At 62.8% G+C, this 17,828-nt stretch carries 18 protein-coding genes and 3 pseudogenes; 2 read left to right on the forward strand and 19 right to left on the reverse strand.

Going from position 1 to position 17,828, the window contains the following annotated elements; genetic code table 11:
- Positions 1 to 12: 12 nt before the first annotated feature.
- The 18 genes and pseudogenes from era to ACRQ5J_RS19595 all read right to left on the reverse strand — a co-directional run bounded on the left by era (position 13) and on the right by ACRQ5J_RS19595 (position 15,062).
- Positions 13 to 918, reverse strand: coding sequence for a GTPase Era (era, locus tag ACRQ5J_RS19510; protein ID WP_432379036.1), 906 nt, complete (start codon positions 916 to 918; stop codon positions 13 to 15).
- 11 nt (positions 919 to 929) lie between these two features.
- A pseudogene (gene rnc / locus ACRQ5J_RS19515) lies at positions 930 to 1,717 on the reverse strand (ribonuclease III).
- The gene (locus ACRQ5J_RS19520; RefSeq protein ID WP_432379038.1) at positions 1,714 to 2,094 is read right to left on the reverse strand and encodes a DUF4845 domain-containing protein; all 381 of its coding nucleotides are present in this window, start codon (positions 2,092 to 2,094) and stop codon (positions 1,714 to 1,716) included. Before ACRQ5J_RS19520 ends, rnc begins: the two are co-directional and overlap by 4 nt.
- 32 nt (positions 2,095 to 2,126) lie before the next feature.
- Entirely contained in the window at positions 2,127 to 3,047 is a 921-nt protein-coding gene (lepB, locus tag ACRQ5J_RS19525; RefSeq protein ID WP_432379040.1) for a signal peptidase I, read from the reverse strand.
- Positions 3,044 to 4,836, reverse strand: a pseudogene (lepA, locus tag ACRQ5J_RS19530) (translation elongation factor 4). The gene lepB and the pseudogene lepA overlap by 4 nt, the downstream one beginning before the upstream one ends.
- 169 nt (positions 4,837 to 5,005) lie before the next feature.
- Positions 5,006 to 5,254 (reverse strand): glutaredoxin family protein, encoded by a 249-nt coding sequence (locus ACRQ5J_RS19535; RefSeq protein WP_432379042.1) that lies wholly within the window; start codon positions 5,252 to 5,254, stop codon positions 5,006 to 5,008.
- Between the two features lie 94 nt (positions 5,255 to 5,348).
- Positions 5,349 to 6,767 carry a DegQ family serine endoprotease gene (locus tag ACRQ5J_RS19540; protein WP_432379044.1) on the reverse strand — a complete coding sequence of 473 codons (1,419 nt, stop codon included), beginning with the start codon at positions 6,765 to 6,767 and terminating at the stop codon, positions 5,349 to 5,351.
- A gap of 202 nt (positions 6,768 to 6,969) precedes the next feature.
- Positions 6,970 to 7,251 (reverse strand): RseA family anti-sigma factor, encoded by a 282-nt coding sequence (locus ACRQ5J_RS19545; protein WP_432379046.1) that lies wholly within the window; start codon positions 7,249 to 7,251, stop codon positions 6,970 to 6,972.
- Between the two features lie 47 nt (positions 7,252 to 7,298).
- Positions 7,299 to 7,901, reverse strand: a complete 603-nt coding sequence (gene rpoE, locus ACRQ5J_RS19550) for an RNA polymerase sigma factor RpoE (protein WP_432379048.1) — start codon at positions 7,899 to 7,901, stop codon at positions 7,299 to 7,301.
- Positions 7,902 to 7,978: 77 nt separating this feature from the next.
- Positions 7,979 to 8,326 (reverse strand): protein YgfX, encoded by a 348-nt coding sequence (locus ACRQ5J_RS19555; RefSeq protein ID WP_432383693.1) that lies wholly within the window; start codon positions 8,324 to 8,326, stop codon positions 7,979 to 7,981.
- 240 nt (positions 8,327 to 8,566) lie between these two features.
- Positions 8,567 to 9,814 (reverse strand): beta-ketoacyl-ACP synthase II, encoded by a 1,248-nt coding sequence (gene fabF, locus ACRQ5J_RS19560; RefSeq protein WP_432379050.1) that lies wholly within the window; start codon positions 9,812 to 9,814, stop codon positions 8,567 to 8,569.
- Positions 9,815 to 9,846: 32 nt separating this feature from the next.
- Complete coding sequence (gene acpP / locus ACRQ5J_RS19565) at positions 9,847 to 10,086, reverse strand: acyl carrier protein (protein ID WP_055936274.1); 240 nt, start codon at positions 10,084 to 10,086, stop codon at positions 9,847 to 9,849.
- 144 nt (positions 10,087 to 10,230) lie between these two features.
- Positions 10,231 to 10,977, reverse strand: a complete 747-nt coding sequence (gene fabG, locus ACRQ5J_RS19570) for a 3-oxoacyl-ACP reductase FabG (protein ID WP_432379053.1) — start codon at positions 10,975 to 10,977, stop codon at positions 10,231 to 10,233.
- A gap of 49 nt (positions 10,978 to 11,026) precedes the next feature.
- A complete protein-coding gene (gene fabD / locus ACRQ5J_RS19575) occupies positions 11,027 to 11,962 on the reverse strand; it encodes an ACP S-malonyltransferase (protein WP_432379055.1) in 936 nt (311 codons plus the stop codon).
- A gap of 67 nt (positions 11,963 to 12,029) precedes the next feature.
- Positions 12,030 to 13,013 (reverse strand): beta-ketoacyl-ACP synthase III, encoded by a 984-nt coding sequence (locus tag ACRQ5J_RS19580; protein ID WP_432379057.1) that lies wholly within the window; start codon positions 13,011 to 13,013, stop codon positions 12,030 to 12,032.
- Positions 13,014 to 13,029: 16 nt separating this feature from the next.
- The gene (gene plsX / locus ACRQ5J_RS19585; protein ID WP_432379059.1) at positions 13,030 to 14,091 is read right to left on the reverse strand and encodes a phosphate acyltransferase PlsX; all 1,062 of its coding nucleotides are present in this window, start codon (positions 14,089 to 14,091) and stop codon (positions 13,030 to 13,032) included.
- 146 nt (positions 14,092 to 14,237) lie between these two features.
- A complete protein-coding gene (gene rpmF / locus ACRQ5J_RS19590; RefSeq protein ID WP_008449924.1) occupies positions 14,238 to 14,420 on the reverse strand; it encodes a 50S ribosomal protein L32 in 183 nt (60 codons plus the stop codon).
- A gap of 144 nt (positions 14,421 to 14,564) precedes the next feature.
- Positions 14,565 to 15,062, reverse strand: coding sequence for a YceD family protein (locus ACRQ5J_RS19595; RefSeq protein WP_432379062.1), 498 nt, complete (start codon positions 15,060 to 15,062; stop codon positions 14,565 to 14,567).
- A gap of 124 nt (positions 15,063 to 15,186) precedes the next feature.
- On the opposite strand from ACRQ5J_RS19595, the pseudogene ACRQ5J_RS19600 reads away from it, so the two are divergent.
- Both ACRQ5J_RS19600 and ACRQ5J_RS19605 read left to right on the forward strand, forming a co-directional pair.
- Positions 15,187 to 15,776 (forward strand): annotated as a pseudogene (locus ACRQ5J_RS19600) (Maf-like protein).
- A gap of 1 nt (position 15,777) precedes the next feature.
- On the forward strand, positions 15,778 to 16,503 hold the full coding sequence (locus ACRQ5J_RS19605) for an SAM-dependent methyltransferase (protein ID WP_432379063.1): 726 nt from the start codon (positions 15,778 to 15,780) through the stop codon (positions 16,501 to 16,503).
- A gap of 15 nt (positions 16,504 to 16,518) precedes the next feature.
- Here the strand turns inward: ACRQ5J_RS19605 and ACRQ5J_RS19610 are convergent, their stop codons facing one another.
- Complete coding sequence (locus ACRQ5J_RS19610; protein WP_432383694.1) at positions 16,519 to 17,784, reverse strand: EAL and HDOD domain-containing protein; 1,266 nt, start codon at positions 17,782 to 17,784, stop codon at positions 16,519 to 16,521.
- Positions 17,785 to 17,828: the final 44 nt, after the last annotated feature.

A 17,828-nucleotide genomic window follows, 5' to 3' on the forward strand; every position in this document is an offset into this window, starting at 1 on the left:
CTGGACGGAGCGTTACTCGTAACCGTAAGCGCGCAGGCCCGCTTCGTTATCGGCCCAGCCGGATTTCACCTTGACCCAGATTTCCAGGTACACCGGCCCGCCGAACAGCTTTTCCATGTCCTGGCGCGCCTGGGTCGACACCTCTTTCAGGCGCGCGCCCTTGTTACCGATAATCATGGACTTGTGCGTATCGCGCTCGACCAGGATGGCGGCGAAGATGCGGCGCAGATTGCCCTCCTGCTCGAATTTTTCGATCAGCACGGTACTGGTGTACGGCAGCTCGTCGCCAACGAAGCGGAACAGCTTTTCGCGCACGATCTCGGAGGCCATGAACTTCTCGCTGCGGTCGGTGATGTCGTCTGGGCCGAAGATGGCGTCGTTCTCGGGCAGGAACTTCTTCAGCTCCTTCTCCAGGCCGTCGAGCTGGAAGCGCAGCTTGGCCGACACCGGCACGATGGCAGCGAAGTTGAACTTGGCCGCCACCTGCTGGGCGAACGGCATCAGCGCCGCCTTGTCCTTGACGCGGTCGGCCTTGTTGATGACCAGGATCACCGGCACCTCGGCCGGCAGCAGGTCCAGCACCTGCTGGTCGGCCGGGCCGAAGGTGCCGGCCTCGATGACGAACAGGATCAGGTCCGACGAGATCAGCGTGTTGGTGACGGTTTTGTTCAGGTTCTTGTTCAGCGCATTGGCGTGGCGCGTCTGGAAGCCCGGCGTGTCGACGTAGATGAACTGGGCGTCGTCGTAGGTCTGGATGCCGGTGATGCGGTGGCGCGTGGTCTGCGCCTTGCGCGAGGTGATGCTGACCTTGGCGCCAATCAGCGTGTTCATCAGCGTGGACTTGCCCACGTTCGGGCGGCCCACAATAGCGATGTAGCCGCAACGGAAGTTATCGGCGGAAGTCGTTTCAGTGGTCATGGTGTTCTCTTTTATTGTTTGGCGGCCTTGGCCGACGGCGCCGGCTGGTCCTGCACGGTGGCGATGCCGGCCAGTTTCAGCTGCGCGGCGCGCGGCTTGGACTTGCGGGCGGCCGACGGCGCCTTCTGCACCGCCAGCTCGGCGGCGGCCAGCGCCAGCTTGGCGGCAGCCTGTTCGCCGGCGCGGCGGCTGCCGCCACGGCCGAACACCTGGATGCCGAGTTTCGGCACCAGGCATTCGATTTCAAATTCCTGGCTGTGTGCGGCGCCATGGGTGGCGATCACGTTGTACAGCGGCAGCGAGATTTTTTCGATTGCAGGAATTCCTGCAACAGCGTCTTGGCGTCCTTGCCCAGCGTCTGCGGGTCGACCGAATCGAGGATCGGAATGTAGAACGAGCGGATCGCCGCGCGCGCCGGCTCGAAGCCGCCGTCCAGGAAGATCGCGCCCAGCAGCGCCTCCAGCGTGTCGGCCAGGATCGACGGCCGGCGGAAGCCGCCCGATTTCAGCTCGCCCTCGCCCAGGCGCAGGAAGTGCGACAGTTCCAGCTTTTGCGCGATCTCGAACAGCGACTGCTGCTTGACCAGGTTGGCGCGCAGGCGCGACAGGTCGCCCTCGTCGATTTCCAGATAGCGGTCGTACAGGATCGACGCCACCACGCAGTTGAGGATGGAGTCGCCCAGGAATTCCAGCCGTTCGTTATGCACACTGCTATGGCTACGGTGCGTCAAGGCTTGCTGCAAGAGGCCAGCATCCTGGAACGTATAGCCTAAACGAGTTTGCAATAACTGGAGATTCATTGTGGTTCTTTATTCGGTGGGTTTGACACCACCTTGGCGGTGGTGCCCTCATATTCAAGCAACAAACTGGCCGGTCCGACCAGCGGGATTTTCTTTTCGTAGGCGAAGCTGACTTCGGTTTCGCCGTTCACCTTGTCAATCATCAGGTCGCGGCCGCTGATGGCGGTGATGTAACTGGCGGACGCGGCGGCATCGAACGCGCGCTGGATCTCGGCCGCCGAGCCGCCGCCGGCCTTGGCCGTGGCGATGGCGTTGCGGATGGCGCGGTACTCGGTGTAGGCCGGCACGATCTTCAGGCCCAGCACCAGCACCATGCCCGCCAGGGCCAGCACGACGATCAGACCGACCAGGGAAATACCGTTCTGCCGTTGTTGCATCTTAGTCCCTTTCGAGCCGCAACGCTGTCCGCTTAGTGGATACCGCCGATCCGACGCAGGCTACTGAAGTTCATCCACACAAAGAAGGCTTTTCCTACAATATTCTTGTCCGGCACAAAGCCCCAGTAGCGGCTGTCCGCGCTGTTGTCGCGGTTGTCGCCCATCATGAAGTAGTTGCCTGCTGGAACGGTGCAGGTAAAGCCTTCATAGCGGTAGCTGCAGTTTTCATCGCGGCCCGGGAACGCCTCGACCGCGTCGCGGCCGTAGGTCGGCTTGCTGTCGTCGTTCAGGATGCGATGGCTGACGCCGCTGAGGTTTTCCTCGAATTGCTTGTTATAAACAAGCCGCTCGTCGTTCAGGTAATCGTCCAGCGGGCTGTACTTCACTTCCACGCCGTTGACGGTTAAGCGCTTGTTTTCATACGTGATTTTATCACCGGGCACGCCAATCACGCGCTTGATGTAATCCTGGCTCATATCCTTCGGATATTTGAACACCATCACGTCGCCGCGCTGCGGGTCGTTGATCTGGATGATTTTCTTGTTGATCACCGGCAGGCGGATGCCGTAGGTGAACTTGTTCACCAAAATCAGGTCGCCCACCAGCAGCGTCGGCACCATCGACGACGACGGAATCTTGAACGGCTCGTACAGGAAGGAGCGCAGGAAGAACACCAGCGCGATCACCGGGAAGAAGCTGCCCGAGTATTCCACCCAGGTCGGCTGGCGCAGGATGTCGGCCTCGATCTGCGCGCGCTTGCCCTGGTTGTCGAGCTTGATGCCGTCGGCGGTCGCACGGGCGTTGCGGGCGTCGTACTCGGCCAGCGCGCGGTCGGCCGCGGCGCGGCGCTGCCTGGCCAGGTAGAACACGTCCAGGCACCAGATTACGCCCGTGACCACCATCAGCACGAACAGAATTAATGCAAAGTTACCCAAGATGACTTGCAGGTTCATTTCTCGTCCACTTGTAGGATTGCCAGGAACGCTTCTTGTGGAATCTCGACCGAGCCCACCTGCTTCATGCGTTTTTTACCTGCTTTTTGCTTCTCCAGCAGTTTCTTCTTACGGCTGACGTCACCGCCGTAGCACTTGGCCAGCACGTTCTTGCGCAGCGCCTTGACGTTTTCACGCGAGATGACGTTGACGCCGATGGCGGCCTGAATCGCCACGTCGAACATCTGGCGCGGGATCAGCTCGCGCATCTTGGCCGCCACCTGGCGGCCGCGGTAGGCCGAGTTCGAGCGGTGGACGATGATGGCCAGCGCGTCGACCTTGTCGCCGTTGATCAGCATGTCGACCTTGACCACGTCCGAGGCGCGGTATTCCTTGAACTCGTAGTCCATCGAGGCGTAGCCGCGCGAGGTGGACTTCAGCTTGTCGAAGAAGTCCAGCACGATCTCGCCCATCGGCATTTCGTAGATCAGCTTGACCTGGCGGCCGTGGTAGCTCATGTCCATCTGCACGCCGCGCTTGGCGATGCACAGCGTGATCACCGAGCCGACATACTCTTGCGGCATGTAGAGGTTGACCGTGACGATAGGCTCGCGGATCTCGTTGATCTTGGTGGTTTCCGGCATGCGCGACGGATTGTCGACCTTGACCACCGAGCCATCGCGCATTTCCACTTCGTACACCACGGTCGGCGCGGTGGTGATCAGGTCCTGGTCGAACTCGCGCTCCAGGCGCTCCTGCACGATTTCCATGTGCAGCAGGCCGAGGAAGCCGCAGCGGAAGCCGAAGCCCAGCGCCTGCGACACTTCCGGCTCGTACATCAGCGCGGCGTCGTTCAGCTTCAGCTTTTCCAGCGCGTCGCGCAGCGCGTCGTACTGGTTGGCCTCGACCGGGAACAGGCCGGCAAACACCTGCGGCTGCACTTCCTTGAAGCCCGGCAGCGGCGCGCTGGCGCCGTTGGTGGCGTGGGTGATGGTGTCGCCGACGCGCGCGGCCTTCAGTTCCTTGATGCCGGCGATGACGAAGCCCACCTGGCCGGCCGACAGCTGCGGCAGCGACACCGAGCGCGGCGAGAAGATGCCGATGTCTTCCACCAGCTGCACCGAGTCGGTGGCCATCAGCTTGATTTTTCTTTCGGTTTCAGCGTACCGTTGACCACGCGCACCAGCATCACCACGCCCACATAGGCGTCGTACCAGGAGTCGATAATCAGCGCCTGCAACGGACCGGCGGCGTCGCCCTTCGGCGCCGGCACCTTGGCGATGATCGATTCCAGCACGTCTTCCACGCCGAGGCCGGTTTTGGCCGAGCATTGCACGGCGTCGCCGGCCTCGATGCCGATCACGTCCTCGATTTCCTTGATCGCGCTGGGCGGATCGGCGTTCGGCAGGTCGATCTTGTTCAGCACCGGCACCACTTCCACGCCGAGGTCGAGCGCGGTGTAGCAGTTGGCCACGGTCTGCGCTTCCACGCCTTGCGAGGCGTCGACCACCAGCAACGCGCCTTCGCACGCCGACAGCGAGCGCGACACTTCATACGAGAAGTCGACGTGGCCGGGGGTATCGATCAGGTTCAGGTTGTAGACCACGCCATCACGGGCCTTGTATTGCAGGGCGGCGGTTTGCGCTTTGATCGTGATGCCGCGCTCGCGCTCCAGATCCATCGAATCGAGCACTTGCGCCTCCATCTCGCGGTCGGACAGGCCGCCGCACAGCTGGATGATGCGGTCTGCCAGCGTCGATTTGCCGTGGTCGATGTGGGCGATGATGGAGAAATTGCGTATGTTATTCATTAACAAATATTCAAAAACGGGTTTGACACGACGGGCGCACAATACAAAAAAGCGCTCAGGACGGGGCGAAGCCCTGGCGAGCGCCTTGTGGAAATATGCTTTGCCCCGGCATTTTACCGGATTTCAGAGTGGAAAGCCCGGATTTATGCCACGAGAAATGCAATTTTGCCTAGTTTTTCAGCACTTCGCGCACTTTGGCTTCATCGAGGAAGTAGTGGCACAGCTCGGGCTGCGACAGATCGGCGAACAGCACGGGCACCAGTTCGTCGTACCGGGCCAGCAAGACCGGGTCGCCGGCCTCGTCGATGTCGATGACGTCGACGGTAATCGGCTGCTGCGGCGTTTGCAGGCGCAGCAGCGCGTCCAGCATGTCCTGGCATAAATGGCAATAACTGCGGGAATACAGAGTAAAGTGCATAAGCTATCCGTCGTTCCCGCGCAGGCGGCAACCCATGCATCGCTCGATAAAGACGCGCAGCATGGATTCCCGCCCGCGCGGCAAGGACGCCGGGTTATTTCTCGGCTTTGGCGGTCGGCCGCAGCGAGATGAAGCGGGTATTCCCATCACGCAGCACCAGCAGCACCGACGCCTTCTTCGGATCCAGCTTGGCCACGGCCGCATTGAACTGCTTGGCGTCCCTCACCTCGATGTTGTTCAGCTGCAGCAGCACATCGCCCTCGTCCAGGCCGGCGCGCTCCGCCACACCCTCGACATCGACCACCACCACGCCGCCATTCACGCCCAGCTCCTTCTTCTGCTCGGCGCTCAGGTCGTCCACCTTCAGTCCGAGCGCATTGGCCTTGGCCGGCTCGGCCTTGTCGGCGCCCTTGCCTTTCGCGCCCTTGGCGTTCTTGTCGCCATCGAGCTCGGCCACGGTCACCGGCAGCGTCAGCTCGGCGCCCTTGCGCCACACGGTCACGGTCGCCTTGCTTTCCAGCGCCGTCTCGCCGACTAGGCGCGGCAGGTCGCTGGAACGGTTGACGGTCTTGCCGTTGAACTTCAGGATGATGTCGCCCGCCTTGATGCCGGCCTTGTCGGCCGGACCGCCCGGCTCCACCAGCGACACCTCGGCGCCCTGCGCCGACTTCAGGCCCAGCGACTCGGCCACTTCCTTGTTGACTTCGCCGATCTGCACGCCGATGCGGCCGCGCGTGACCTTGCCGGATTTCTTCAGCTGGTCGGACACGCGGATCGCCTCGTTGATCGGCACCGCGAACGAAATGCCGTTCGAGCCGCCCGACAGCGTGGCGATCTGCGAGTTGATGCCGATCACCTCGCCGCGCATATTGATCAGCGGGCCGCCCGAGTTGCCGGGGTTGACCGCCACGTCCGACTGGATCAGCGGCAGGTATTCGCCGGTGTCGCGCGCCTTGGCCGAGATAATGCCGGCGGTGACGGTGTTCTCCAGGTTGAACGGCGAGCCGATGGCGATCACCCATTCGCCGGCGCGGATCTTGTCCGAGTCGCCCAGCGTCAGGAATGGCAGCTTGTCGCCTTCGATCTTCAGCACGGCGACGTCGGTGCGGGTATCGGCGCCCAGCACCTTGGCCTTGAACTCGCGCTTGTCGGTCAGCGTGACGAACACCTCGTCGGCGCCGTCGACCACGTGGGCATTGGTCATCACATAGCCGTCGGCCGACAGGATGAAGCCTGAGCCGACGCCGCGGTTGACCGGCTCGTCGGACGGCGCGCCACGGCGCTGGCCGCGCGGCGACGCGCCCGGCGGCAACTGGCCACCGAAGAAGCGGCGCAGGAATTCCTGCATGTCCTCGTCGCCCTGCAGGCCGGGCGCGCCGCGCTGCAACTGCTTCGGCCGCTCGGTGGTGCGGATATTCACCACCGCGGGGCCGACGCGGTCGACCAGGTCGGCAAAGTCGGGCAGGCCGATCACGGCGCCGGTCACCGGCGACGCCGCAGTCGCGGGCGACATGCCCAGGGACATCCACAAGCTTGCGCCGAGGACCAGCGCGGACAGAGTTTTACTACCAGCAGAGAAATTATTTTTCATGGAGTATCGATCTCTTCTTTAAAGTTCAGGCGGCCCTACACGTGGCGTCGCGCGACGTGAGGCTAGCACATGGTAAGCGAAAATCGCCGTTCCGTATGTGCAATATGATGATAAAGCTATGCGCTTAAGGGAAAATGATGGCGGCCGGCTGAACTTCAAGACCGGCGTCGTCGGCCTCGTAGGCCGGCTCGGCCGCCAGCCGCGCCGCCAGGCGGGCGCTGAAACTATCGCTGAGATCGCCGCCTGGCGTGCTGCGCAGCACGTCGCCGGCCAGGTGGTAGGCGCGCCAGGCGGCCTGGCCGGCGCCCGTGTCGAGCGCGGCGAAGGCCAGTTCGCGCTCGCTGTCCGGCAATTCGCCGTCGGCCAGGGCCGAGATATGTTCACGCAGTTTTTTGTCGGTGTCCATTGCTATCCCGCCATCTCAAGTTGCCGAATGTCATCATCATTCCCGCCTTACCAGCGCTTGTCAACCGGCATGTCCAGCAAGGGCTTCAGTTTCTCTGCGATGACTTCGCGGGCGCGAAAGATACGGCTGCGCACCGTGCCGATCGGACAGGCCATGATGTCGGAAATTTCCTCATAGCTCAGCCCCTCGATCTCGCGCAGGGCGATTGCGGTGCGCAGGTCCACGGGCAAGGCGTCCATCGCCGCGTTGACGGTCTGGGCGATCTGCTTGCTGGCCAACATGGACTCGGGCGTATTGATGTCGCGCAAATGCTCGCCATCATTGAATCCTTCGGCTTGTTCGGTGTCGGCATCGGTCGAGGTGGGCGTGCGCCGCCCCTGCGTCGCCAGGTAATTCTTGGCGGTGTTGATGCCGATGCGGTACAGCCAGGTGTAGAAGGCCGAATCGCCGCGGAAATGCCGCAACGCCCGGTATGCCTTGATAAAGGTCTCCTGCACCACGTCCTCCGCTTCGGTAGGGTCGTGCACGATGCGCGACAGCAGGCGCATCAGCCGGCGTTGGTACTTCGCCACCAGCAAATCAAACGCCTGCTTATCGCCCTCGCGTACCCGCTCGACCAGCAACTGGTCGCACTCGCGTTCTGTCGTCACTCCTGCATTCCTTGGTGGCCTGCAGCGCGGCCGATCCCTGTAGCCATATGCTATAGAGTTAGCCCGCTGCAAGAAGTTCAACCTGCCGGCGTGTTTATTTCGGTGCGCGCCACGGCGCGGCATGCCAGCGCCAGCGCCCGCCATTCGGCAGCCGCCACGCTATCGGGCAGCACCACCACCGCCCTCGCCTTGCCGGCCGCGTCGCACAGGCGCAGCAACAGCAAGCGCGGCCACAAAGTCGAGCCGCCCAGCAGGCGCAGCGCACCGTCGTTGTGCTGGTATACCGCCAGCCGCATATGGCCGACACCGGATATATCAAGCTGGTGCGCGATAGCCGGCGGACGGCCATACCGCCACGCCAGCGCGCCGGCCAGCCAGCACAACAAGGGCGCCACCACGCCGGGGCAGGCGGCGGCGGAAGCCATCACGCAACAGCACAGGCAGGCGTGCGCAAGGCGCAAGCAACGCGAGGGGCGAACGATGACAGACACCGCGATCGACATGACGGCAGCACCACAAACACATGAATAAAAACGAATTTACGGGGATTACTGCGTGGAAGCGCCGGCCGGAAGGCCGGGCAATTCAGGCGCCAGCGAATGCCGGCGCCGAATTCTCGCTCACCCTGATAAGACAGGGCGAGACGAGAATAAGTTCATACTATTTCAGACTTTGCCGAAGACCAGGCTGCCGTTGGTGCCACCGAAGCCGAACGAGTTTTTCACTGCGTAATCGATCTTCATGTCGCGCGCCGTATTGGCAACGAAGTCCAGGTCGCAGGCCGGGTCCTGGTTGAAGATGTTGATGGTCGGCGGCGACACCTGATGGTGGATCGCCAGGACCGTAAACACCGCTTCCAGGCCGCCGGCGCCGCCCAGCAGGTGGCCGGTCATCGACTTGGTCGAGTTGACCACCAGCTTTTGGGCGTGGTCGCCAAAGGTGCGCTTGATGCCCTGCACTTCGGCGACGTCGCCTTGCGGCGTCGAGGTGCCGTGCGCGTTCACGTACTGCACCTGATCCGGGTTGATGCCGGCGTTGCGCAGCGCGGCTTGCGCCGACTTGCTGCCACCGCTGCCATCTTCCAGAGGCGAGGTCATGTGATAGGCGTCGGCGCTCATGCCGAAACCAACCACTTCAGCGTAGATCTTGGCGCCGCGCGCCTTGGCGTGTTCGTACTCTTCAAGCACCATCACGCCGGCGCCCTCGCCCAGCACGAAGCCGTCGCGGTCCTGGTCCCATGGGCGCGACGCGGTCGCCGGATCGTCGTTGCGCGACGACAGCGCCTTGGCCGAGGCGAAACCGCCCAGGCCCAGTGGCGACACGGTCGATTCGGCGCCGCCGGCCACCATCACGTCGGCATCGCCATACTCGATCAGACGAGCGGCGGCGCCGATGCAATGCAGGCCGGTGGTGCAAGCCGTCACGATCGACAGGTTAGGACCACGCATGCCGTACTTGATCGACAGGTTGCCCGAGATCATATTAATGATCGACGCCGGCACGAAGAACGGCGAGATACGGCGCGGACCGCGCTTGTCGTAATCTTCCTTCTGCTCTTCGATCATCGGCAGGCCGCCGATGCCGGAACCGACGATCACGCCGATGCGGTCGGCATTCTCTTCGGTGACAACCACGCCCGAGTCCTGCACGGCCTGGATGCCGGCCGCCATGCCGTAATGGATGAAGGTATCCATGTGGCGGGCTTCTTTCGCGGAGATATAGTCCTCGATATTGAAGCCTTTGACTTCGCCGGCAAAACGGGTGCTGAAAGCTGTTGCGTCAAACTTGGTGATGGTGGCAATACCGGACTTGCCCTCGACGGCCGCAGCCCACGATTCGGCAATGTTGTTGCCGATCGGGGTGACGGCGCCCAGGCCGGTAATGACAACACGACGGTTTTTAGAACCTCTCAAGCGAATCTCCTAGAGTCGATCGGGCGCGGCGATCAGGCCTTGACGTGCGCGGTAGCGTAGTCGATCGCTTGCTGCACGGTGGTGATTTTCTCGGCTTGTTCGTCAGGGATTTCCATTTCGAACTCGTCTTCCAGGGCCATCACCAGTTCCACGGTGTCCAGCGAGTCAGCACCCAGATCATCGACGAACGACGATTCGGTTTTGATGTCTGCTTCGGCGACGCCCAGTTGCTCAGCGACGATTTTCTTAACGCGTTGTTCGATATCCGACATGTTATGGCTCCATTTTGTGTGTTACGGAAAGCGCGCATTTTATCAGGTTTGCGCGCTGAAAAACTAATTTCAGTGTCTGCTGCTAAATATACCGAAATTACTACTAAAAGAATTGAATGGGCTATTATTTTGTGCCCACACGCATCAGTTCATATACATACCGCCGTTCACGTGGAGGGTGGTGCCGGTAATATAAGCGGCTTGCGGCGACGCCAGGAAGGCGACCGCTGCGGCGATATCCTCTGGCTTGCCGAGGCGCGCCAATGGAATCTGGGTCAGCAAGGCGGCGTGCTGTTCTTCGCCCAGCGCCTTGGTCATGTCGGTGTCGATGAAGCCCGGCGCCACGCTGTTGACGGTGATGTTGCGGCTGCCGATCTCGCGCGCCAGCGCGCGCGTCATGCCTTCCACGCCGGCCTTGGCGGCGGCGTAGTTCATCTGGCCCGGATTGCCCGACGAGGCCACCACCGAGGTGATGTTGATGATGCGGCCGGCCTTGGCCTTCATCATGCCGCGCAGCACCGCGCGCGACAGGCGGCCGACCGCATTCAGGTTGGTGGCGATGACGTTATCCCACTCCTCGTCCTTCATGCGCATGGCCAGCTGGTCCTGCGTGATGCCGGCGTTGTTGACCAGGATGCCGACCGCGCCGAAGGTCTTGCCGATGTCGTCGATGATGGCGGCGCAGGCTTCGGCGTTGGTGACGTTCAGCACCATGCCCTTGCCGGCCTCGGCGCCGATCTCGGCCAGGTAAGCGGAGATCGCGTCGGCGCCCGCCTCGGTGGTGGCGGTGCCGATCACTTTCGCGCCCTGGCGCGCCAGTTCCTGGGCGACGGCCTTGCCGATGCCGCGCGATGCGCCCGTTACCAGGGCGACTTGATTTGCTAAAGTCATGTAAGTCCTTCTACAGTAAATTCGGAGTGTGCCTGAAACCGCAAACGGATTATTTGAGCTTGCTCAATACGCTGCCCAGCGAGGCCTGGTCGAAGATGGCGTCGCCGGCCAGGTTGCCGTCGATGCGCTTGGTCAGGCCCATCAGCACCTTGCCCGGACCGCATTCGACCACATCGACGATGCCGTCGGCGGCGATCTGCTGCACGGTTTCGACCCAGCGCACCGGCGCCGCGGCCTGGCGCACCAGCGCGTCCTTGATCGCGGCCGGATCGGTCAGCACGGCCACGTCGACGTTGTTGATCAGCGGGATTTGCGGCGCCGAGAACGTGATGTTGGCCAGGTAGTCGCGCAGGCGGTCCGACGCCGGCTTCAGCAGCGACGAGTGGAACGGCGCCGACACCGGCAGCTTCATGGCGCGCTTGGCGCCCTTGCCCTTGGCGATTTCGCAGGCGCGCTCGACGGCGGCGGTGTCGCCGGCGATGACCACTTGCGCCGGCGCGTTGAAGTTGACCGCCTCGACCACGCCGCCAGCGGCGGCCGCTTCGGCGCACGTGGCGCGGACGTCGTCATCGGACAGGCCCAGCACCACGGCCATCGTGCCCTGGCCGACCGGCACGGCTTCCTGCATCGCTTGCGCGCGGAAACGCACCAGCGGCACGGCGTCCTTGAACCCGATCACGCCGGCAGCCACCAGCGCCGAGTATTCGCCCAGGCTGTGGCCGGCCACGACCGACGGCAACGGGCCGCCGGCGGCGATCCAGGCGCGGTAGGCGGCAACGGCGGCGGTCAGCATCACCGGCTGGGTGTTGGTGGTCAGGTCCAGCTCTTCTTTCGGGCCTTCGGCGATCAGCTTGCCGAGGTCGAAGCCGAGCGCTGCCGATGCTTCGGCAACCGTCTGCGCCACCACCGGGTTATCGGCGAAGCCATTCAGCATGCCGATCGCTTGCGAACCTTGGCCCGGGAATACAAAAGCAAATTTAGTCATGGGTTGATCTCTTTTTTATGGGGCGCCGCTTGCGGCCGCGCCCGTTAGAACTCTAATTCTAATTCACTTAAAACTTGGCCAGCACGGCGCCCCAGGTGAAGCCGCCGCCGACGCCTTCCATCATGATGTTCTGGCCGCGCTGGATACGGCCGTCGCGCACGGCGACGTCCAGCGCCAGCGGGATCGAGGCGGCCGAGGTATTGCCGTGCTGGTCGACGGTGACCACCATTTTTTCCATCGGCAGGCCGAGCTTCTTGGCGGTGCCGCTCATGATGCGCAGGTTGGCCTGGTGCGGGATCAGCCAGTCGATCTGGTCCTGCCCCATGCCGGCCTTGGCCAGCGTTTCGTTGGCCACTTTTTCCAGCACCGACACCGCCATCTTGAACACCGCCGGGCCGTCCATGTACAGGAAGGCCTCGCCGGCGGTGGCGCCGCTGAAGGTGTTCGGCATGCACAGGATGTTCGAATGGCGGCCGTCGGCGTGCAGCGCGCTGGCCAGGATGCCCGGCTCTTCCGAGGCGGACAGCACCACGGCGCCGGCGCCGTCGCCGAACAGCACGCAGGTGCTGCGGTCGCTGAAGTCGAGGATGCGCGAGAACACTTCGGCGCCGATCACCAGCACGTTCTTGTGCGCGCCGGCGCGGATGAAGGCGTCGGCGGTGGCCAGCGCGTAGGCGAAGCCGCTGCACACGGCCTGCACGTCGAAGGCGGCGGCGTTGTTGGTGACGCCCAGCTTTTGCTGCACGATGCAGGCGGTGCTGGGGAAGCTGCCGAAGAAGTCCGGCGTCGAGCTGGCCACGATGATCAGGTCGATATCGTTGGCCTGCATGCCGGCCATCTGCAGCGCGTTGCGGGCGGCGTGCACCGCCAGGTCGGACGATTTCTGGTCGGGCGCGGCGAAGTGGCGCGCCGCGATGCCGCTGCGGGTGCTGATCCACTCGTCCGAAGTCTCGATGCCTTTGGCCGCGAGTTGATCAGTCAGTTCCTGATTGGTCACACGCTTTTCCGGCAGATAGCTGCCGGTGCCAATAATTTTGCTATACAGGGTCATGACGTTCTACCGTCCACTAAAGAGTTGAGCTGGGTACTTCCGGGGTTTCGGTGTTGCGCGGCATCAACTCTGCAATCAGGGTCGAAATATGCGGCAACACGTCATTTTTTGCAGCATCATACGCCCGCTTGATCGCCCACTCAAAGGAATATGCGTCGGCGCCGCCATGGCTCTTGAACACCAGGCCGCGCAGCCCCAGCAGGCTGGCGCCGTTGTAGCGCGACGGCGACAGGCGTTTCTTGATGTTGCCCAGCGCGCCGCGGCCGATCAGGGCGCTCAACATGGTCAGCGGATTGCGGGTGAATTCGGATTTGACGGTGTCGGCGAAGAAGCGCGCCACACCCTCCACCGCCTTCAGCGTGACGTTGCCGGTGAAGCCGTCGCACACCACGATGTCGGTGGTGCCCTTGAAGATGTCGTTGCCTTCCACATTGCCGTGGAAGTTCAGGGCGCCGCGCTCGTGGTCGGTTTGCAGCAGCTTGCTGGTGGCCTTGACCACGTCGTTGCCCTTGATGTCCTCGGTGCCGACGTTGAGCAGGCCGATGGTCGGGCGCTCGATGTTTTCCATGGCCGACACCAGCACCGAGCCCATGATGGCGAACTGGTGCAGGTGGTGCGGCTCGCAGTCGACGTTGGCGCCCAGGTCCAGCATATAGGTCGGGCCGCCCTTCTGGTTGGGCATGATGCTGCAGATGGCCGGGCGGTCGACGCCGCTCATGGTCTTGAGCACATAGCGGGCCACCGCCATCAGCGCGCCGGTGTTGCCGGCCGAGACGGAGGCCTGGGCCTTGCCGTCCTTGACCTGCTCGATGGCCACGCGCATCGACGAATCCTTCTTGCGGCGCAAGGCCACTTCAAGCGGATCGTCCATCGTGACTTGTTCGGAAGCGTGGATGACGCTCAGGCGCGGATGGGCGTCGGCGTGGTGTTTCTTCAGTTCGGCGCGGATGACGTCTTCGAGGCCAACCAGGATCAGCTCGGCATCAGGTTCGCGCTTGACGAAGGAAACAGCTGCGGGAATGGTGACCGACGGGCCGTGATCGCCACCCATGCAGTCGATAGAAATTTTGATTGTCATTGTTATGGCAAGCGGCAGAGCCGGTGGGGCCGGAATCCGCGTTGGAACATGACGGTGTGCAAAATCAGATTGCAGCCGCTTAAAAAGAAAAAGCGATGCTACACAAGTCAGCACCGCCTGTTTCCGGGTCCAGCAAAAGCGATCGATTACTCGTCGTTTTTGGTTTTCAGGACTTTACGACCACGGTAGAAGCCGTTAGGGCTGATGTGGTGACGCAGGTGGGTTTCACCGGTGGTTGGCTCGATGCCCAGTTGTGGAGCAACCAGGAAATCGTGCGAACGGTGCATACCGCGCTTCGATGGGGATTTTTTGTTCTGTTGAACTGCCATGTTAATGACTCCTAATACATAAGTTCTAAAATTCTAACACAATCGACCGGCATACAACATGCGAATCGAGCCCTACTACATTGCACTGCTAACTTGCCAAGACTCGATTGATACGCCGCGTATTGACACGTTCTTTACTACTACTTATTCGGATTTGAGGCTCTTCAGAGCGTCGAAGGGCGAGATTTTCTCGCTTTTCGCCTTGTCCAGCAGGCTGGAATCCGGGCAGACATCGTGACGCGGCGACTGCGGCAGGGCCAGCAGCGCTTCGTCTTCCACCAGGTACATCAGCTCCATGCTGCGACTTCCAACGATGACGTCGATCGATTCGTCGTCTATCGTCTCTTCAATTTCGTCCGCCTCTTCATCGTCCTTACCCAGCATCAGCACGGTCGACGAATCGAGGTGGTGAGCGTAAGGCTGCAGGCAGCGCTGGCAGACCAGTTGCACGCTGCCGTCGACCGACAGCGTCATCTGCGGGAAGCCCAGTTTGTGGGTGCTTCCGACTGCTTTCCAGGCGATCTCGCCGGAGGCGTCCGCGCACTCCTTGGCCAGACGGGTCAATTCAGCGACAGGCGTTGTGCCTTCCTGGCTGCTGTTGGTCCGACAGAATTCAAAGGTGTCGATCACAAAAGCATTCATTACAGAGTTTCCCCGGAAAACCTGCGATAATAGCAGGGTTTTCGTATTCAAGTCAAAGCCTGCGCGTTTTTTGCGACATTTCAGCGCAGAAATCGCCGGCGACAGAGCATATAACATTCCCCTCATGACATCAAGTTTACTCGTACTGGCGTCCAGCTCCGCCTACCGCAAGGAGTTATTATCCCGCTTGCAACTGCCGTTCGACGTCGCCGTGCCAGCCATCGACGAGACGCCGCTGGCCGGCGAAACGCCGGGCGCCACCGCGCTGCGGCTGGCGCGCGACAAGGCCGCCGCCGTGGCCGCCAAGATGCCGGGCGCCATCGTCATCGGCTCCGACCAGGTGGCCACGCTGGACGATGAGCAAATCGGCAAGCCCGGCAACCACGCCAACGCCCTGGCGCAGCTGCAAAAATGCGCGGCCGCGAAGTCATCTTCCACACCGCGCTGTGCGTCTGGGATGGCCGCGACAACACGCACCAGCTGGAAGACATCCGGACGGTGGTCAAGTTCCGCGACCTGCCCGATGCCGAGCTGGACGCCTACCTGCGCCTGGAGCGGCCCTACGACTGCGCCGGCAGCGCCAAGAACGAAGCGCTCGGCATCGCCATCCTGGAGCGCATCGACAGCAGCGATCCGACCGCCCTCACCGGGCTGCCATTAATCGCCCTGACGGGCATGCTGCGCAACATCGGCATCACTTTCTTCCAACAATAATATGACTGGCACCCTGTACTTAATCCCGAACACCCTGGGCGAGACCGAAGCGCTGGCCAACGTGCTGCCCGAGCAGGTGCAGCGCATCACCGCCCAGCTCGACTACTTCGTGGCGGAAAACGCCAAGACGGCGCGCGCCTTCCTCAAGCTGGTCGGCGCCCAGCATCCGCTGTGCAAGCCGATGCAGGAAATCAAGATCGCCGAGCTGAACGTGAACACGCCGCCCGCCGCGCTGAGCGAGCTGCTGGCGCCGCTGCTGGCGGGCCGCGACGGCGGCCTGGTGTCGGAAGCCGGCGTGCCGGCGGTGGCCGATCCCGGCGCCGACTTGGTGCGGCTGGCGCACCAGCACAAGATTGCGGTGCGGCCGCTGGTCGGGCCGTCGTCGCTGCTGCTGGCGGTCATGGCGAGCGGCCTGAACGGCCAGAGCTTCGCCTTCAACGGCTACCTGCCGACCGACGCCGCGCAGCGCGACAAGCGCCTCAAGGAGCTGGAGCAGCGTTCGCGCAAGGAAAAGCAAACGCAGCTGTTCATCGAAACGCCGTACCGCAACGCCGCCATGCTGGAAGCGATGGCGGCGGCCTGCGCGCCGGGCACGCTGATCTGCGTCGCCACCGACCTCAGCCTGCCAACCGAAACCATCCGCACGATGACGGCGGCGCAATGGAAAACCGCCGCCGCGCCGGACTTCCACAAAAAGCCCACCGTCTTCCTGTTGCTGGCCCAATAAGCCCGGCCCGGCGCTCTAGATGTTGCGGGTGTAGTCGGTGACCCATTCGATGGCGGCCAGCTGGATGGCGTAGAGCTCGGCCGGGCGCAGTTGCAGCTGATGCAGCATCTGCGCCAGCACCTCGCCGTCGCGGCCGCGCTCGATGTGTTCGATCAGGCTGAGCATGCTGCCGTAGTCGCCGGCGCGGTGCAGCAGCGCCGCGCGCACCTCGTCCAGCACGTTGACGCTGTCGAGCACGTCGCGCATGTGGATCGAGAACAAGGTGTCCATCAGCGACATGACCCCGACCGTGAAGCCGATGTCGGCGCTGACCCGCTGCCCCGGCCGGCGCTGCTCGACCATCAGCTCCATCGTCTTGCCGCGCGTGGTCGCCAGTTGCAGCAGCGGCGAGGTGAATTCCTGGGTGCCGCCGTTTTTGACGTAGAGCAGGATCTGCAGCCAGCGCTTCAGTTGGCGCCGGCCCAGCACCATCAGCGCGTGCCCCACCGAATTGATGCGCTGCCGCGCGCCCACCGCCGGCGTGTTGACCAGCCGCAGCAGATTGAGCGAGATCAGCGCGTCGTGCTTGATGCTGCTTTCGATTTCCTGGTTGCTGGCGTCGCGGTCGAGCAGCTCCAGCAGGTGCAGCACGCTCATCTGCGATGGCGAGATTTTCTTGCCGCTCAGGATGACCGGCCGGGCGAAGTAATAGCCCTGGAAGTATTCGAAACCGAGGTCCATGCATTCCTGGAATTCCTCGACCGTCTCGACCTTTTCGGCCAGCAGCTTCTGTTTCGGGTTCTTCAGCACCCGCGCCAGCGCCGGCAAGGTGCCGGGGCGCATGTCCTTGATGTCGACCTTGATGACGTCGCACAGCGGCGTCAGCTTCTGCACGTCGTCCGACTGGCCGATGACGTCGTCCAGCGCGAACTTGAAGCCGGCCTGCTTGAGCTCGCGCACACGCGCCAGGATTTCCGGCGTGGCCTCGACCGTTTCGAGGATTTCGAGGATGACCTTGTCGTTGGGCAGGAAGTGGATGAAGTCGCTCATCAGCCCGACCGCGTCGACGTTGACAAAGGCCATCTGGTCGCCCACCACCTGCTCCATGCCCAGCTCGGACGCATGGGCGATGACGGTGGCGGTGGCTGCGGTGTGGTCGGTGATGCGGGCGCCGTCGTGGCTGCCGGCGCCGCGAAACAGCAGTTCGTACCCCACCAGCCGCTGTCCGCGGTTGAGGATGGGCTGGCGCGCGAGGAAAAAGTTGTCAGCGATTCTGGCGGTGCTCGGTGGCGCGGCTAACATCATGGGCAGCTCCCCTGGTCGATCTGCTTGCCACCAGCCTATAC

The sequence above is a fragment of the Duganella sp. P38 genome, from assembly GCF_050859475.1.
GTDB lineage: Bacteria > Pseudomonadota > Gammaproteobacteria > Burkholderiales > Burkholderiaceae_D > Rugamonas.

Coding starts and splice junctions, on each gene's coding strand:
- era (WP_432379036.1), bottom strand. CDS start 918: ATGACCACTGAAACGACTTCCGCCGATAACTTCCGTTGCGGCTACATC.
- ACRQ5J_RS19520 (WP_432379038.1), bottom strand. CDS start 2,094: ATGCAACAACGGCAGAACGGTATTTCCCTGGTCGGTCTGATCGTCGTG.
- lepB (WP_432379040.1), bottom strand. CDS start 3,047: ATGAACCTGCAAGTCATCTTGGGTAACTTTGCATTAATTCTGTTCGTG.
- ACRQ5J_RS19535 (WP_432379042.1), bottom strand. CDS start 5,254: ATGCACTTTACTCTGTATTCCCGCAGTTATTGCCATTTATGCCAGGAC.
- ACRQ5J_RS19540 (WP_432379044.1), bottom strand. CDS start 6,767: ATGTCGCCCGCGACTGCGGCGTCGCCGGTGACCGGCGCCGTGATCGGC.
- ACRQ5J_RS19545 (WP_432379046.1), bottom strand. CDS start 7,251: ATGGACACCGACAAAAAACTGCGTGAACATATCTCGGCCCTGGCCGAC.
- ACRQ5J_RS19555 (WP_432383693.1), bottom strand. CDS start 8,326: ATGGCTTCCGCCGCCGCCTGCCCCGGCGTGGTGGCGCCCTTGTTGTGC.
- acpP (WP_055936274.1), bottom strand. CDS start 10,086: ATGTCGGATATCGAACAACGCGTTAAGAAAATCGTCGCTGAGCAACTG.
- fabG (WP_432379053.1), bottom strand. CDS start 10,977: ATGACTTTAGCAAATCAAGTCGCCCTGGTAACGGGCGCATCGCGCGGC.
- fabD (WP_432379055.1), bottom strand. CDS start 11,962: ATGACTAAATTTGCTTTTGTATTCCCGGGCCAAGGTTCGCAAGCGATC.
- ACRQ5J_RS19580 (WP_432379057.1), bottom strand. CDS start 13,013: ATGACCCTGTATAGCAAAATTATTGGCACCGGCAGCTATCTGCCGGAA.
- plsX (WP_432379059.1), bottom strand. CDS start 14,091: ATGACAATCAAAATTTCTATCGACTGCATGGGTGGCGATCACGGCCCG.
- rpmF (WP_008449924.1), bottom strand. CDS start 14,420: ATGGCAGTTCAACAGAACAAAAAATCCCCATCGAAGCGCGGTATGCAC.
- ACRQ5J_RS19595 (WP_432379062.1), bottom strand. CDS start 15,062: ATGAATGCTTTTGTGATCGACACCTTTGAATTCTGTCGGACCAACAGC.
- ACRQ5J_RS19605 (WP_432379063.1), top strand. CDS start 15,778: ATGACTGGCACCCTGTACTTAATCCCGAACACCCTGGGCGAGACCGAA.
- ACRQ5J_RS19610 (WP_432383694.1), bottom strand. CDS start 17,784: ATGTTAGCCGCGCCACCGAGCACCGCCAGAATCGCTGACAACTTTTTC.